The sequence below is a fragment of the Klebsiella sp. CTHL.F3a genome, assembly GCF_019890895.1.
Taxonomy (GTDB): Bacteria; Pseudomonadota; Gammaproteobacteria; order Enterobacterales; family Enterobacteriaceae; genus Klebsiella; species Klebsiella grimontii.
In genome coordinates this window covers 5,861,047-5,876,956 of record NZ_CP082360.1, presented here as the reverse complement: position 1 = coordinate 5,876,956, position 15,910 = coordinate 5,861,047, and the positions used below count along the sequence as shown (strand labels likewise).

Annotated in this window: 15 protein-coding genes and 3 pseudogenes; 14 read left to right on the top strand and 4 right to left on the bottom strand. The window is 54.6% G+C overall.

Annotated elements, in window-relative coordinates:
- Positions 1-49 precede the first annotated feature (49 nt).
- The 3 genes from K7H21_RS27505 to K7H21_RS27495 are packed head-to-tail and all read left to right on the top strand — an operon-like array spanning position 50 to position 1,317.
- Entirely contained in the window at positions 50-319 is a 270-nt protein-coding gene (locus K7H21_RS27505; RefSeq protein ID WP_004127160.1) for a hypothetical protein, read from the top strand.
- A gap of 9 nt (positions 320-328) precedes the next feature.
- Complete coding sequence (locus K7H21_RS27500) at positions 329-766, top strand: PTS sugar transporter subunit IIA (RefSeq protein WP_004127161.1); 438 nt, start codon at positions 329-331, stop codon at positions 764-766.
- A complete protein-coding gene (locus K7H21_RS27495; RefSeq protein ID WP_004127162.1) occupies positions 763-1,317 on the top strand; it encodes a P-loop nucleotide/nucleoside kinase family protein in 555 nt (184 codons plus the stop codon). The genes K7H21_RS27500 and K7H21_RS27495 overlap by 4 nt, the downstream gene beginning before the upstream one ends.
- A 90-nt stretch (positions 1,318-1,407) precedes the next feature.
- Here K7H21_RS27495 and K7H21_RS27490 read toward each other — a convergent pair whose 3' ends face one another.
- Together K7H21_RS27490 and K7H21_RS27485 are read right to left on the bottom strand one after the other, a co-directional pair.
- Positions 1,408-1,731 carry an AzlD domain-containing protein gene (locus K7H21_RS27490; protein WP_223035486.1) on the bottom strand — a complete coding sequence of 108 codons (324 nt, stop codon included), beginning with the start codon at positions 1,729-1,731 and terminating at the stop codon, positions 1,408-1,410.
- Positions 1,731-2,390, bottom strand: coding sequence for an AzlC family ABC transporter permease (locus K7H21_RS27485; protein ID WP_004127164.1), 660 nt, complete (start codon positions 2,388-2,390; stop codon positions 1,731-1,733). Before K7H21_RS27485 ends, K7H21_RS27490 begins: the two co-directional genes overlap by 1 nt.
- 100 nt (positions 2,391-2,490) lie before the next feature.
- On the opposite strand from K7H21_RS27485, the gene K7H21_RS27480 reads away from it, so the two are divergent.
- The 11 genes and pseudogenes from K7H21_RS27480 (at position 2,491) to K7H21_RS27435 (ending at position 14,352) form a co-directional block, all read left to right on the top strand.
- Positions 2,491-3,039 (top strand): helix-turn-helix domain-containing protein, encoded by a 549-nt coding sequence (locus tag K7H21_RS27480; protein ID WP_004127167.1) that lies wholly within the window; start codon positions 2,491-2,493, stop codon positions 3,037-3,039.
- Positions 3,040-3,268: 229 nt separating this feature from the next.
- Positions 3,269-3,682: pseudogene (locus tag K7H21_RS27475) on the top strand (DeoR family transcriptional regulator); the annotation flags it as partial.
- Positions 3,678-3,893 (top strand): annotated as a pseudogene (locus K7H21_RS29115) (hypothetical protein); the annotation flags it as partial. The pseudogenes K7H21_RS27475 and K7H21_RS29115, both read left to right, overlap by 5 nt.
- Complete coding sequence (locus tag K7H21_RS27470) at positions 3,884-4,879, top strand: substrate-binding domain-containing protein (RefSeq protein WP_004127172.1); 996 nt, start codon at positions 3,884-3,886, stop codon at positions 4,877-4,879. The pseudogene K7H21_RS29115 and the gene K7H21_RS27470, both read left to right, overlap by 10 nt.
- A gap of 114 nt (positions 4,880-4,993) precedes the next feature.
- Positions 4,994-7,117 carry an alpha-galactosidase gene (locus K7H21_RS27465; RefSeq protein WP_004127175.1) on the top strand — a complete coding sequence of 708 codons (2,124 nt, stop codon included), beginning with the start codon at positions 4,994-4,996 and terminating at the stop codon, positions 7,115-7,117.
- 41 nt (positions 7,118-7,158) lie between these two features.
- Positions 7,159-8,424, top strand: a complete 1,266-nt coding sequence (locus tag K7H21_RS27460) for an MFS transporter (RefSeq protein WP_139529967.1) — start codon at positions 7,159-7,161, stop codon at positions 8,422-8,424.
- A 55-nt stretch (positions 8,425-8,479) separates the two neighbouring features.
- Entirely contained in the window at positions 8,480-9,070 is a 591-nt protein-coding gene (locus tag K7H21_RS27455) for a DapH/DapD/GlmU-related protein (RefSeq protein ID WP_004127181.1), read from the top strand.
- Between the two features lie 94 nt (positions 9,071-9,164).
- Positions 9,165-9,950, top strand: a pseudogene (locus K7H21_RS27450) (carbohydrate porin); the annotation flags it as partial.
- 471 nt (positions 9,951-10,421) lie between these two features.
- Complete coding sequence (locus tag K7H21_RS27445; RefSeq protein ID WP_223035485.1) at positions 10,422-11,432, top strand: LacI family DNA-binding transcriptional regulator; 1,011 nt, start codon at positions 10,422-10,424, stop codon at positions 11,430-11,432.
- A gap of 69 nt (positions 11,433-11,501) precedes the next feature.
- Positions 11,502-12,890 carry a glycoside-pentoside-hexuronide (GPH):cation symporter gene (locus tag K7H21_RS27440; RefSeq protein WP_004127186.1) on the top strand — a complete coding sequence of 463 codons (1,389 nt, stop codon included), beginning with the start codon at positions 11,502-11,504 and terminating at the stop codon, positions 12,888-12,890.
- Positions 12,891-12,987: 97 nt separating this feature from the next.
- Complete coding sequence (locus tag K7H21_RS27435) at positions 12,988-14,352, top strand: NosD domain-containing protein (RefSeq protein WP_112167258.1); 1,365 nt, start codon at positions 12,988-12,990, stop codon at positions 14,350-14,352.
- A gap of 54 nt (positions 14,353-14,406) precedes the next feature.
- Here the strand turns inward: K7H21_RS27435 and rhaM are convergent, their stop codons facing one another.
- Together rhaM and fucO are read right to left on the bottom strand one after the other, a co-directional pair.
- Entirely contained in the window at positions 14,407-14,721 is a 315-nt protein-coding gene (gene rhaM, locus K7H21_RS27430) for an L-rhamnose mutarotase (protein ID WP_142447086.1), read from the bottom strand.
- Complete coding sequence (gene fucO, locus K7H21_RS27425; protein WP_004127190.1) at positions 14,718-15,866, bottom strand: lactaldehyde reductase; 1,149 nt, start codon at positions 15,864-15,866, stop codon at positions 14,718-14,720. Before fucO ends, rhaM begins: the two co-directional genes overlap by 4 nt.
- Positions 15,867-15,910 lie beyond the last annotated feature (44 nt).

Sequence of the window (15,910 nt, the reverse complement as noted above, 5' to 3'; positions counted from 1 at the left end):
TTTTAAACCTTATTTTGTTGCCCTGCTGTCCGTCAGGGAGGAGCTCGCTATGTTTGAATCTTTGAAAACGTTGTGGAAAAAAGAGAATCAACCCCCGCAGGATTATGACGAACAGTCCCGTCAGCTGGCGGGGGAAATAGCCAGACTGGAAGCGGAACTACAGGGCAACCCGGCTAATGGTGAAATACAGAAAGCCTTAATGCTGATGTATAACCGGGCGTTGTCGGTCTATGCCAAAAGTCATACGCATCGCGAGGAAATCGATGCGCTTTTTATACGCATTGATGAGTTACGTAACATTATTCGCCGTAATATATAGGAAGTGATAATGACGATAAAAGAACTGCTTATTGAGGCCGATGCGATTCAGGTCGGCGTCACCGAGTCCGACTGGCAGAAAGTGATCCATCTGGCGGCCAGCCCGCTGGTCGCGAAAGGGTATATCTCGGCGGATTACGGTCAGGCGGTAATCGATAATACCCTGAACCACGGCGCCTATTACGTTTTCGATGAAGGCGTCGCCATCCCCCACGCCAGGCCGGAATGCGGCGTCAGGCGCAACTGTTTTAGCCTGGTCGTGTTAGATAAGCCGATTCATTTTGCCAATAGCGAGAAGGCGGATATTGTCATTATGTTCGGCGCGCGGGACAGCAATGCCCATATTGAGGAGGGCATTCGGGCGATTATCGCCCTGCTCGATAATAACGAGACCATGGCGAAGCTGCGCGCCGCCAGCAGCAGAGAGGAGGTCGTCGCGTTGTTATGAACAGACATCTCACACCCGGCTGCAAAACGGTGATTTTAATTAACGGCATTCCCGCCTCGGGCAAAAGCACCGTCACCAGGCAGCTATCGGCAACCTTCAATCTGCCGCAGCTGACTATCGACGGTATTAAAGAGCCGTTTATGGCGTGCTTTAGCGAAATCGACAGATCTTTCAACCGGCAGCTGGGCTGCGCCGCTTATGAAGTCATCTGGTCGATCGTCGGCCACGCTCCGGCAGGCTGTATCTGGTTAATTGACGCCTGGTTTGGTTTTCAGCCGCGCGAAACGTTGCAGCGGCAGCTGCAGCTAGCAGGCGTTGAAAAGGTTCTGGAGATCTGGAACCGCATCTCGCCCGAGCTTGCGGTGTCGCGTTATGCCAGCCGGTTGCAGGATCGCAGGCCGGGGCACCCGGGCGAAGAGTATCTCCCTGAGCTGGCCCAGCTGGCGCAGCGGGCGGAACCCATGCGGCTGGGGCCGGTGTTTACCGTCGATCAGCAAAAACCGCTGGATATGGCGCCGGTTATCCGTTGGCTCGAAGTACAAATGCAGTAGGTCCTTAACTGCAGCTGCCCGGCGGCGCTTCGTTTTCGCGGCCTACAGGAATTGCGTAGTTATTTGATATTTCGGGTTTCGTAGGCCGGGTCAGGCGATACCCGCCATCCGCAGCAGCGCCGTCGCCACGGCGGCGGCGATAATCACCACGATCAGCGGCATCTTGCGCCAGGCGAGGAACACGGCCAGGCCAACGCCCAGTACCCGCGCCATCCCGGCAAAATGTTCGCCCTCGTAAAAGGTGGTCGCCAGCGCTACGGAAAAGAGCAGCACCGTTGCCGCATCGGAGAGCAGGGCCTGGGAGCGCTCGGAAAACTCCAGCCGGCTGCCGAGCTTCGCTCCGCCTAAACGCATTAAGTAGGTGCCCAGCGATAGAATCGCAATACCGGCGATAAATAGCGTCATATTGCCCATTATTTTTTCCTCGTCAGCAGGCCAAACAGCGACAGCAAAACCGGCAGGCCAACCGGTGCGAAAGGCACGGCGGCCAGCGACAGGGCCGCTCCGCTGCAGGCGCGGATCAGCGTGGTGCGGTTTTTAAAGGCTGGCACAACCAGCGCCAGCAGAATCGCCGGGAATACCGCATCGAGGCCAATGGTTTCCGGGGCCGGGAGCAGTTTGCCGACCCCCGCGCCCAGGAGCGCCCCCAACGGCCAGATCAGAGCCACGCCCAGACCGCACAGCCAGTAGGCGGCCCGCCGCTGCTCGGGGGTTTTCTGCGACAGACCAAACACTACGCTTTCATCGTTCATAATATGGCAGCCGAGGAAGCTGGCGGCGCGCTGGCCGACCAGGTCGCGAACCGTCACGCCGAAGGGAATATGCCGTGCGTTGACCAGCAGCCCGGCCGCCGCCGCAGCCAGCGGGTTGCCGCCGCTGGCGACAATGCCGATAAACATAAACTCTGAAGCCCCCGCCAGGACGCAAACCGAAAGCACAAAGGGGACCCAAATCGGGAAACCATAGGCGACGGCCAGCGAGCCGTAGGACATCCCGACGATACCTACCGCGAGGCAGACTAAAACAATTGCTCTGAGGGTGTCGCCTTTAAGACTGGCGAAGTGCTGTTTCATACTCTTTAGCCATATCGAACGATTTTCCATTATAATGAACGCAACCGAATCGCATTTCAAGACGAACGAAACGTTCGTTATAAAAAACACGGAGGGCTGGATGACTCAGCCAATTAGCCTGATTGCCAAAAGCCTGGTACGTGAACGCGCGCGCACTGGCCTTTCCCTTGCTGAAGTTGCGCGGCGGGCGGGAATTGCCAAATCAACGTTATCGCAGTTGGAGTCCGGCAACGGCAACCCGAGCCTGGAAACCCTCTGGGCGCTGTGCGTGGCCCTTGATATTCCCTTTGCCCGGCTGCTGGAGCCGCAGGCCAACACCACGCAGGTGATCCGCCGCGGCGAGGGGACGAAGGTGGTCGCCGAGCAGGCAAACTATCAGGCGATTTTGCTGGCCGCCTGCCCGCCGGGCGCTCGGCGCGATATCTATCTTCTGCTGACCCAGCCGGGCGCAGACCGCATTTCCCACCCCCATCCGCCGGGTTCGGTGGAGCATATTATTGTCACCCAGGGGCGCGCGCGGGTCGGCCTGACGGAAGCGCCGGAAGAACTGGGGGAAGGCGATTACATCTGCTATCCCGCCGATCGGCAGCACGTTTTCCAGGCGCTGGAGCCGGACACCCAGGCGCTGCTGATTGCCGAGCAAAACTAGACTTAATAACATTCTGCGCATTTATTCGTAATACGCAGAATGTTATACCGTTATATATATTAATGATACATATATTATTTTACTCCTTATAGAACCGGGAATATCGCTTTTCCGTTTATTCTTTTTCTTCATTTTTGTTTGCTTCTGTTTCGTCTGGAAACATGGGATTGATGTCACTCTTCCACCCTTAGGTGGTTTGTATACTGCAACGGTGATATTGGGGGTAATTATGTTTCTTGAAGAACGTAGGATGTCTATTTTACGATATTTAGATAAACATGAGCGTGGTTGTGTTAATTATTTTTCTGCTCATTTTAATGTTACAAAAGAAACGATTCGCAGTGATTTAAATACTCTTGCAGCGATGGGTTTGGTGCAGCGCTGTTATGGCGGAGCAATTATTTCGCGCCGTAGTTTGCAGGCGGAACTTATTTCTGAAACCGGCGATAGTTTCGAGGTGCTGCTGCAACCTCTTAATCACCGTAAATCACCAGGCGATGAGCGACAAAAAGGAAAAGTTATGCAGGGAAGGGTAGGTGTATTTGGCTCGTGCAACGTTGACATTGTGGCTAAGGTTGGACGCTTCCCGCGAGGCGGTGAGTCGCTGATGGTGCTGGGTAGCAGTCTGGGGCTGGGGGGAAGAGCAGGTCGCTTCTCTCGGTGCTATCCAGAACTTTGGCGGTTTTCTGGGAGCAGCGCTGGCGCCGGTGATCACCGGGATTATCCTTGATGCTACCGGTCAGTTCACCAATGTCTTTATTCTCGGCGGCTGCCTGCTGTTGCTGGACGCCATGCCCGTATTGCGGGACACTAACCGCATTCTTCCGCGAAGACAGGCATACATATGTCGCTGAAAGCCATTGCTAAAGAACTTGGGATCTCGGTAACAACCGTCAGCCGCGCGTTAAACGGCTATGACGACGTGTCGCAGGAGACGCGCGCCCGCGTGGAAGCGGAAGCCCAGCGCCGCGGATATCGACCCAACACTTTCGCGCGTCGCCTGAAGATGGGCAAAATCGACGCCGTCGGCCTCGTTTTCCCCGTGCGCCCCGCGCCGCTGAATAACAACGTCTTTCTTGAAATGGTGGGCGAAATCAGCCACGAACTGGCGCGCTACGAGATTGATTTATTGCTGATTGCCGATGATGAACAGGCCGATAAGCACGGCTATATGCGTATGGTGCAGAGCCGTCGCGTCGATGCGCTTATCGTCGCGCATACGCTGGATGACGACCCGCGTCTGATTCAACTCCTCTCCGCCGGCTTTCCTTTTCTGGCGCTGGGCCGCAGCCGCCTGCCGCAGCCCTACGCCTGGTTTGATTTCGATAACCAGGCGGGAACGTATCGCGCCACCCGCCACCTGATTAGCCAGGGGCACCGGCGCATCGCGCTGCTGAGCGAAAATAACAATCAGGCGTTTATTACCCAGCGCCGCAACGGTTATCTACAGGCGCTGCGCGAGGCGGGCCTTACTGAAACCTGGCTGCGCAGCGTGCCGCCCACCCGCCGCGGCGGGTTTCAGGCAACCATGGAACTGCTGCGCTTGCCCGAACCGCCAACGGCGATTGTCACCGATTGCAACACTCACGGCGACGGCGCAGCGATGGCCCTGTCGCAGCTTGGACGTCTTACCGGTTCCGATCGCGTCTCACTGGTGGTTTACGATGGCCTACCGCAGGACAGCATCATCGAGACCCCGGTGGGCGCGGTGGTTCAGTCCACTCGTCAGGGCGTTGGCCGCCAGATAGCCAGCATGGTCCGCCGCTTAATCGCCGGCGACGATCTGGCCTCGCTCCAGGTACTTTGGCAGCCTGAATTCATCCCCGGCGAAACCGCCTGATTTCCCGCACCTCAGATTAATTTCCTGAACTCGATCACGGATCCGAAACGTTTTGGTTGGCACCCGAAACGTTTCGGATCAACAGTAAGACATTCCTTGTTGTGGAGATGTCTAATGTCTGATTCGATTTTACACCTGCAAAGCGCAGCGGCCGACGTGGTGATCAAAACCCATCCGTTCGCCGAAATTATCTACTGGGGACCGCATTTAAGCCACTTTTCGCCTCAGGATGCCGCCAGTATCGCCCGTCCGGTGGCCAACGGCCGCCTCGACGTGGATTCACCGGTGACCTTGATGGCTGAATTGGGGCACGGTCTATTTGGCGCGCCGGGCATTGAGGGTCACCGCCAGGGGCTTGATGCCTCGCCTATTTTCACCACCACCGAGGTGGTGCAGGACGGGCGGAAGGTTACTCTTTTCAGCGAAGACGCGCAGGCTGGCCTGCGGTTATGCAGTGAAATCCAGCTTGATAGCAGCGGCGTGCTGAGCGTGCGCCATGGCTTAACCAACCTGCGCCCGCAGCCGTGGCAGGTGGAACGTCTGGCAGTCACGCTGCCGGTCGCCGAACGCGCCCGCGAAGTGATGGCTTTTCATGGCCGCTGGATCCGCGAATTCCAGCCTCATCGTTTGATCCTTGAACACGACAGCTTCGTGCTGGAAAACCGCCGCGGACGCACCTCTCACGAACATTTCCCGGCGCTGATTACCGGCAGCCGCGCCTTTAGCGAGATGCAGGGCGAAGTGTGGGGCGTGCATCTGGGCTGGAGCGGTAACCACCGCCTGCGGGCGGAAGTGAAAACCGACGGACGGCGCTACCTGCAGGCGGAAGCGCTCTATCTGGCGGGCGAAATGGCGCTGGCGGAAGGGGAAACGCTGTGGACGCCGAACCTCTACGCCAGCTATTCAGCACAAGGGCTGAACGGCATGAGCCAGCAGTTCCACCGCTATTTGCGCGAACAGATTATTCGCTTCCCGGACAACAAACCGCGCCCGGTGCATCTCAACACCTGGGAAGGGATCTATTTCGACCACGACCCGCAGTACATCATGCGCATGGCGGATGAGGCGGCGGGGCTGGGCGTGGAGCGCTTTATTATTGATGATGGCTGGTTTAAAGGGCGCAATGACGACTGGGCGGCGCTCGGCGACTGGTATCTTGATGAGGAAAAATATCCTGACGGTTTGACCCCGGTTATCGACCATGTGAAGTCGCTGGGGATGGAGTTCGGCATCTGGGTTGAGCCAGAGATGATCAATCCGAACTCCGATTTATACCGCGCACATCCTGACTGGTTGCTGGCGCTGCCGGGCTATACGCCGATCCCCGGACGTCATCAGTTTGTCCTGAACCTGAATATCCCGGAAGCCTTTGATTATCTGCTGGAACGAATGAGCTGGCTGCTGGGCGAGCACGCCGTGGACTATGTGAAGTGGGATATGAACCGTGAACTGGTGCAGCCTGCCCATAATGGTAAAGCCGCCGCCGATGCGCAAACTCGCCAGTTCTATCGCCTGCTGGATACGCTGGTGGCCCGCTTCCCGCATATTGAATTTGAATCCTGCTCCTCCGGCGGAGGGCGTATCGATTATGAAGTGCTGAAGCGCAGCCATCGCTTCTGGGCTTCCGACAATAATGATGCCCTCGAGCGCAACACCATCCAGCGCGGTATGAGCTACTTCTTCCCGCCGGAAGTGATGGGCGCGCACATCGGCAACCGCCACTGCCACGCCACCTTCCGCCAGCACAGCATTGCGTTTCGCGGCCTGACGGCGCTGTTTGGCCATATGGGGCTTGAGCTGGATCCGGTGACCGCCGATGAGCAGGAGCGCGCGGGCTACCGTAAATACGCGGCGCTGCATAAGCAGTGGCGCGATGTCATTCATCATGGCGTGCAGTGGCGTATCGATATGCCGGACACCACAACCCTCGCGCACGGTGTAGTGAGTGAAGATCGGAGCCGGGCAATCTTCCTCGTCAGTCAACTGGCGATGCCGGACTACACCCTGATGGCGCCGCTGCGCGTGGCGGGGCTGGAAGCGGGAGCCCGCTATCGGGTGACGCTGCTCGACCATCCTGATATCCAGATTACGGGAGAGGGCGGCCATACGATGCGTAAGCTGCCGGAATGGATGACGACGCCGCAGACCGTCAGCGGCGAGTGGTTACAACTGGCGGGGCTGGCGCTGCCAATCCTCGACCCGGAAAGCGCCATTTTGATTGGCCTGCAACGCGTGTGATGGTAACGGGCCGCGCGTCGGCCCTTTTTGAGGAGTACACAATGAACCCGACCGCCTGTACCCATAAAAACAACCCCAATTTCTGGATTTTCGGGCTGTTCTTCTTTCTCTACTTTTTCATTATGGCCACCTGCTTTCCGTTTTTGCCAATCTGGCTATCGGACGTCATCGGCCTGAATAAAACCGAGACCGGTATTGTTTTCTCCAGCCTGTCGCTGTTCGCTATCTGCTTTCAGCCGATACTGGGCGTTATCTCCGATAAGCTGGGGCTGAAAAAGCATCTTATGTGGATCGTGACGGTGCTGCTGGTGCTGATCGCCCCCTTTTTCCTCTATGTCTTTGCGCCGCTGCTGAAAAGCAATATCTGGCTCGGGGCGCTGAGCGGCGGGGCCTATATCGGTTTTGTTTTCTCCGCCGGCGCCGGGGCGATGGAAGCCTATATTGAGCGCGTGAGCCGCAACAGCGGGTTTGAATACGGCAAGGCGCGGACTTTTGGCTGCCTCGGCTGGGCGCTGTGCGCCACCACGGCGGGGATGCTGTTCAGCGTTAATCCCGAGTGGGTGTTCTGGATGGGGTCGGCCGCCGCGCTAGTGCTGGTCGTACTGGTGGCTATCGCGAAACCGCAGGCCAGCCAGACCGCGCAGGTGATGGATTCGCTGGGCGCTAACCGTTCGTCGGTCGATTTAAAAACCGCCGTGCGCATGTTCCGTCAGCGCAAAATGTGGATGTTCATTCTCTACGTTATCGGCGTCGCCTGCGTATATGACGTCTTTGACCAGCAGTTTGCCACCTTCTTCAAATCTTTCTTCGCCACGCCGGAATCGGGCACCCGCGCCTTTGGTTTTGCGACCACTGCCGGGGAAATATGCAACGCGATTATTATGTTCAGTTCGCCGTGGATTATTAACCGCATCGGGGCGAAGAATACGCTGCTGATTGCCGGGATGGTGATGGCGGCGAGGATGATCGGTTCATCGTTCGCCACGACGGCCGCTGAAGTGGTGGCGCTGAAAATGCTCCATGCGCTGGAGGTCCCGTTCTTGCTGGTAGGCGCGTTTAAATATATTACCGGCGTGTTTGACGTTCGCCTGTCGGCGACGATTTACCTGGTCGGCTTCCAGTTTTCCAAACAGGTGGCGGCGATTTTTCTCTCCGCTTTTGCCGGAAATATGTATGACCGTATCGGCTTCCAGGATACTTATATGATCCTTGGCGGCATTGCCCTGACCGTCACCTTGATATCCGCCTTTACCTTATCGGGCAAAGCCGCGTCGGAAAAGATGCGCGATAACGCGATGACGGTTTAGAAATCAGGTCGATAATGCACTGGGATGTGCTGGCGAGATGAGGAAAATTTGCACTATGGATATGAAAGCAAGAATGAACAGCGGCGAACTCTATCTTGATTCAGGATATGGTTTACCGGAACAGCGGCTGATGGGCAAGGCGCGAGCTTATGAATACAACCACTCGCACCCCTTTAATCAGGAATTAAGAAACGACATTATTCAGCGGCTGTTCGCCGCCGTGGGCGAGCAGTGCTGGATAGAACCGCCGATTCACGTAGCCTACGGCACCCACACCACCATTGGCGATAATTTTTACGCGAACTTTAACCTGACGCTGGTTGATGATGCCGACATTATCATCGGCAATAACGTGATGTTTGCGCCCAATGTGACCATTTCCACCGCGGGCCATCCGGTTCATCCGGATCTGCGCCACACCCAGCAGCAGTTCTCTCAGCCGGTTATCATCGAGGATGGCGTATGGCTTGGTACCGGGGTGATTATCAACCCTGGCGTCACAATTGGTAAAAACTCGGTCATTGGAGCCGGCAGCGTGGTGAACCGTTCCATACCGGCGAACGTGGTGGCCGTTGGGGTCCCCTGTCGGGTATTAAGAGAAATTACCGATGAGGATAAAAATAAATATCAGCTGTTCGCGGGATGAATATCCAAAATAAAACAGAAAATGTGCGTGATATAAAAAATATACGGGTGAGTTTATGACTCACCTGGCCCTCTTTTACCTCCGAATAATAAAAATGAATAAAACAGCATTATCGATAGCCATAGGTTTATGTTTAATAACTGGTTCAGCGGTAGCGAAAAATAATCACCTGATGCTGGAACAACGTATGGAGCTGCTTGAAGCGCGGCTTGCCGCCGCTGAACGCCGGGCGGCGTTGGCCGAAGGTCAGGTGCGGGATTTACAGGCGAAGCAGAATGCCGCTATGCAGACGGCGCAAACCAGCATCGCTGGTTAAAAGCGTGGCTCCGGTTGCTGAGAGTAAAAAGAATATTTCAGTCCCTGAGCTGAAATTATCCGGCTATGGCGATCTGAAAATCTACGGTGACGTGGAATTCAATATGGATGCGGAAAGCAAACGTGGCCTGCTGGCCATGACCAATGCCGACGTCGGCAGCGATCCCACCTACGATAAGTGGGATTTAAACGGCCGTATTCTGCTCGGTTTTGACGGTATCCATAAAACGGACAACAGCTATTTAGCCGGGTTCTCTGTCCAGCCGCTAGCGGACATAACCGGTTCGATGAACCTCGACAACGCGGTTTTCTTCTTTAGTCAGGAGAACGACTGGCAGGTGAAAGTAGGGTGTTTTGAGGCGTAAGATATGTTCCCACTGAATCAGGATACCTTCGTCGAGCACTCCGGCAATACCGCCAACGACCTATATAGCGACGGTCATGGCTAAATCTATACGACCGCGCCGGTGATGGCCTGACTATGACCTGGAACGGCCTGAAGAGCGACCCGGATAACGGGGTCGTGATGAATCTGAACACCGCTTATATGGATGCCAGCAACGAGAAGCTGAGCCAGGGTGATGACAATCGCTACGGCGCGCGGGTGCGTTTTAAGTATTTCTTCTAATAATTGTAGTTATACGCAGAGTGTATTCTCTTTAATTGAACATTATTTTAATGAATGATGGCCGCTATAAATAATTAAGCCAGTATTTCTCATGCTTCATCCTGAGTGAAGGAGCAATCTGACATTCTGTTGTTTACACGAAAAAAGGATGAGGGACCTTCATGCGTTATGTATCTTTTAGTGAAACCCCACACGATCGCCAGCAATATTTTTTTGACATAATATATTATCCTTTTTCGCTGATTTATGCTTTTGTATAGGCCCGTCTTTAAGCCATGGAAGGAATAATAAAAATGCGAAGGCTAAACGTGATTCCATGTAACAAAGCAACATGTGAACTGGCTTACATTTTCGATCGCGATCACAATTTATAGTGAGCACCAGTGTTAGGGGGCGTACTCAATCATCATGGCATCGATCAAAGACGTAGCGAAAAGAGCGGGGGTCTCGACGGCGACCGTATCACGAGTCCTTAACAATCATCCCAGCGTGGTGCCGGAAACCCGGCAGGCGGTACGCGATGCGATGGATTATCTCTGCTACGTCCCCAGTAAGAGTTCGTTTCAGCTTAGCGGTAAATGTTCAGGGCTAATTGGCGTGGTGTTGCCTAACCTGGTAAATCCTCACTTCTGTGAACTATTAGCGACAGTGGAGGAAGAGGCCCGGTATATTGGAAAATCGGTGATCGTTAAAACGCATCAGAATCAGCCGCAGCAGGATAAACATATTATTCATACGCTGGTGGGGATGGGCATTGACAGTTTGTTATGGGTACCGACGGAAGCGGAGGCCGACCTTTCCGAATGGTTAGCCATTACCCGAATCCCGGTCGCCGTTGTTACCCAGGTGTCCCGGTTCTTTAATTCCGTTTCGATTAATCAGGATCGCGGGGCGGAAAGTATTGCGGAACATTTTATCCACACGGGTCATCTTTCATTTGGCTTTGTTGCCCAGGAAGGTGTTGATAATCGCAAGGTATCATCGTATAGCAAAAAAATAGCGAGCCACGGCTTAGCGCTCGCCAAAGATAATTTGTTCTGGATAGCCAAAGGTGAAGGCGAGAGAGTTTCCGGGCATATTCAAATTCTTGATGTCATTATCGAGAAGCTCAGCGAGCCTGAGCGTACCTGTTCATGCCTGTTGGTGTATAACGATATTGCCGCTAACTATATTATCGATGGACTTAAAGAAAAAGGTATCTCCGTTCCAGAAGATATTGCTATTGCCAGTTTTGATAATACCCTGCTGGCGCAAACAAAAAAAATCACCAGCGTGGCGCAGCCGGTCAATGAGATTGCCCACCTCGCGTTCCAGATGGTGAAGCATCAACAGCAGCCAGACAGTATTGAAATGCATGAAATCGTCTCCCGGTTAATTATCCGCGAGAGCAGCGTAAAGATTAATATTACCTCCCTGTAAAGGATAGGTATTTAGTAATGGCGCAACGTTTGCGCCATGGGCTCCTTTTAACCAAAAATAGGTGTATTTATGTCTGCTACCGCAATGGAAAAGCCAGGCGCTTATGAAAAGCTCGGGCTCAGGGAGAAGATAGGCTACGGCATGGGTGACGCCGGGTCGGGAATGATATGGAGCGTCCTGGCGCTATATCTGACGTGGTTTTATACCGATGTTTATGGCCTGAATGCCGGGGTGGTTGGCACATTATTCCTGGTTATCCGTATCTTTGACGCTTTTAGCGATCCGCTAATGGGGGCAATCTGCGACCGCACCATCTCGCGCTGGGGTAAATTCCGTCCATGGTTATTATGGATGGCGCTTCCGTTTGGCCTGGGCGCGGTACTGATGTTTACTACCCCCGATCTCAGCATGAACGGCAAGATTATCTATGCCTGGGTCACCTATCTTGTCATGTCGCTGATTTACACCGCGATTAATATTCCCTATTGCTCGGTCGGCGGCGTGATTACCCTCAATCAGAAAGAGCGTATGGGCTGTCTGTCCTGGCGTTTTTTCCTTAATGGCCTGGCGACATTAATTATTTCCTCCTCTATTCTGCCGTTAACGGACTGGCTGGGTAACGGCGATCGCGCCTCCGGTTTCCAACTGACCATGATCATTATGGGCGGCGCGGCAACGCTGATGTTCCTGTTCTGCTTTTCCAGCATTAAAGAGCGGGTGGTGTCGGTGAAGCAAAACGAGTCGTTGAAGAAAGACCTGCGCGATATTATCAAAAACGATCAGTGGCTCCTGATGATCGCTATTACCTTCCTGAACGTTTTCCCGGCATTTATCCGCGGTGGCGTCACTATCTATTATGCTACTTACGTCATGAAAGAGTCGGTTGGATTTATTACCTTCTTTATGGCGCTGGGCGTGGCCTGTAATATGCTGGGCAGCGTGCTTGCCAAACCGCTTACCGATCGCTTTGATAAGCTGGCGCTGTTCCGCGTTATTAATATTATTCTCGGCATTCTCTCATTTGCGCTGTGGTTTGTTGATCCGCAATCCCTGACCCCGCTGATGACGCTGTTCATCATTATTAACGTTCTGCATTTAATACAGTCTGGCCCTATTCTGTGGGCGATGATGTCCGACGTCGACGATTACGGCGACTGGAAATTTGGTAAACGCCTGACCGGCATCTCCTTCGCGGGAAACCTGTTTATGCTCAAAATGGGTCTGGCGGTCGCCGGCGCGATCGTCGCCTGGATTCTGGCGTTTACCGGCTATGTCGCGAATGAGCCGCAGCAAAATTCGCAGACCATTCAAGGTATTATCATGATGTTTTCACTGCTGCCGATGGTGAGTTATTTCATCAGCGCGTATCTGGTGCGCTATTTTAAGCTGAATAACGCTTTCCTTGAAAGAATTAAAACGGATCTGGCAAAGCGCGAGCTGGAAAAAGGCCACGGTTAATGACCTGGAGCGCAGAGTATCGGTTTTATTCAACAATGAAATAACTACGATTTAAATATTGCTTATTAATTTCTATTTAATATCAAAGGAGGTTTTTATGGTGCCTGAAAATTATTATGATGTCACGCGGTGGCCGGTGGGTAATCCCTATCAGGATATTGGCGAAGTGATTAATAGTATTATCGCCGATATTAAATCCCGGCAAACCGAAACCGATATCAACGACGGCGGAAAACCGGGCGCCGCTATCTTTATCCCGCCCGGCGATTATCATCTGACGACGCAGGTCTTGATTGATATAAGCTATTTAAAAATAATGGGCGCCGGGCATGGTTTTGTCTCCTCAAGCATTCGCTTTAATACCCCAGCGGATGAATGGCCGAACCTGCACGATCTGTGGCCGGGCGGGAGCCGTATCCTGGTCGATCTTTGTCCGCAGGACGGCGATGAAGAGCACGCCGGCGCCGCGTTTTATGTAAAGCGCAGCGGGGCGCCGCGTATCAGTTCGGTGGCGTTCGAAAACTTCTGTATTGATGGTCTGCACTTTGTGGATGATGGGCTGGGAAACAACGATCCGGAAAATACCTACACCAACGGTAAAACCGGAATTTATATCGCCAGCGCGCAGGACGCCTTTCGGATCACCGGGATGGGGTTCATCTACCTCGAGCATGGCCTCACCGCGTACAACAGCGATGCGATGGCGATCCATAATAACTTTATTGCCGAATGTGGTAACTGTATTGAACTCCGCGGCGCCGGGCAGGCGTCAAAAATAACCGATAACTTGATTGGCGCAGGTTATAAAGGCTATTCCATTTACGCGCAAAACTTCGGCGGGTTATTAATTTCTACCAACAATATTTTCCCGCGCGGCGCCAGCAGCGTCCACTTATCCGGCGTTGTACGCTCCTGCGTCACCAGCAACCGATTCCATTCGTTTTATCCTGGCATGCTGATAATGGAGAACAACTGCGCGGAGAATCTGATCTCGGCAAACCACTTCTTGCGCGATCGTGAGCCCTGGCCGCCGATGCAGGCTTATGACAATGGGCGAGATGATACCTATGGTCTGCTGTATATTGACGGGAGTAATAACTCGATTATTGCCAATCATATTTCCGAAACCGTCGATGTCCAGTATCTCAAGCCGCAGGGAATAAAGCCGATCGTCATCCGTCTTGTTGCCGGCAAGGGGAACTACCTTGCCAATAACCATATCGTGGCGACGACTGAGGCGTCGGCGTCGCAGGCGCAAACTTTGGAAGAGGATGCCTGCTTTGCGGCGCAGGTCAGCGCCTTGCTCACCACGGACAGATTAAAAGCCCTCGATGCGGTCGCCGTGCTGGTAGAAAAGCGCTCTGCGCAAAACACGATCCTGGATAGCGGAAGTGACAATCAGGTGCTGATGGACAGGGCGGTAAACGCCTTCAGGGCCACGCCTGTTCCCGGAACGATGTAACGCTCTTCAACCTCAAGCGGTGGCCCCGCTAAACGCAGCGGGGCCGTCAGGGATTTAATCGAGATAAAACACCTCTTTGAGCTCCGCGCTTACCGGACTGTTGTCCGGGTTGGCGGGCATCACGTCGCGCATATGCCGCCACCAGCGCTGGCACACCTCGGTCCCGGCGACGGCGTCCCAGCGCGCTTCGGACTCAATCTCCACCGTGGCGAACAGCAGATGGCGCGCTTTATCGAGATATATCGCGTAATGGTGCGCGCCGTGGGCTTTCAGCACCGCTTCCAGCTCCGGCCAAATGGGGTTATGGCGGCGCTGATACTCTTCATGCGCGTCCGGGTTGACCTGCATAACGAAAGCTTTGCGGATCATAAGGCCTCCAGATAGAGTTCGCGAACTTCATCGCGGCTGGCGGCGCGCGGGTTGCACGGCGCGCACGGGTCGGCCAGCGCTTTGTCCAGCCAGCCTTCGATATCGGCTTTGCTAACGCCAAGCTGGCTGAAGCCTTGCGGAATGCCGACGCGTTTGCTCAGCGCGCGGATGGCGTTGATTGCCTCCATGCTGGCCGCCTCATCGCTCATGCCGCGGGTATCGACGTCCATCGCCTGCGCCACGCGGGCGAAACGGGAGACGGCGTTCGGGCGGTTAAAGTTTTCGATGATCGGCAGCAGGATGGCGTTGCACACGCCGTGCGGCAGGTTGTGGGTGGCGCCCGGCTGATGGGCCAGCGCGTGCACCAGGCCCAGACCGGCGCTGTTAAACGCCATGCCCGCCAGATACTGGCCAAACGCCATCTGCTCGCGGGCTTCAAGGTTATGTCCGTCGTCCACGGCTTTCGGCAGCCACAGGTTGATCAGGCGAATCGCCTCCAGGGCGTTGGCGTCGGTCAGCGGATGCGCGCCAACGGACACGAAGGCTTCAATGGCGTGGGTCAGCGCGTCCATGCCGGTGGCGGCGGTAATGGATGGCGGGATATCCAGCATCACGCTGGCGTCATCGACGGCAATATCCGGGATGATATTGGGGTCGATAATCACCTCTTTCACCTTGCGCTCGGCGTCGATGATCACCGCGTTGCTGGTCATCTCCGCCGCTGTTCCGGCGGTGGTGTTGATCGCCACCAGCGGCACGCCGGCGTTTTTCACCTTGCCGACGCCGGAGTAGGCGGTGGACGGTCCCGGATTGGCGGTGAGGATTTTGACCGCTTTGGCGGTATCAATTGGGCTGCCGCCGCCGAAGGCGATAATAAAGTCGCAGTTTGCTTCCTGATACGCCGCGTAGCCTTGTTGCACCAGCGCTTCCGTTGGGTTAGGGAACACCTCGTCAAACAGATGGTAAGACATCTGCTGGGCGTCCAGGGCGGTGAACAGGCTATCGAGCAGGCCCATTTTAACCAGATGACCGTCGGTGACGATCAGCGCTTTACCCCACTGTTTGCCCGCCACCAGCTTGACCATATCGCCGATTGCGCCCGCGCCGTGGAGGCTGATTTTGGGCAGTGCCAACATAAAACTCATGATAATTCTCCTTAATGTTGATTTTGGGTAATCCGTTTCCCTTC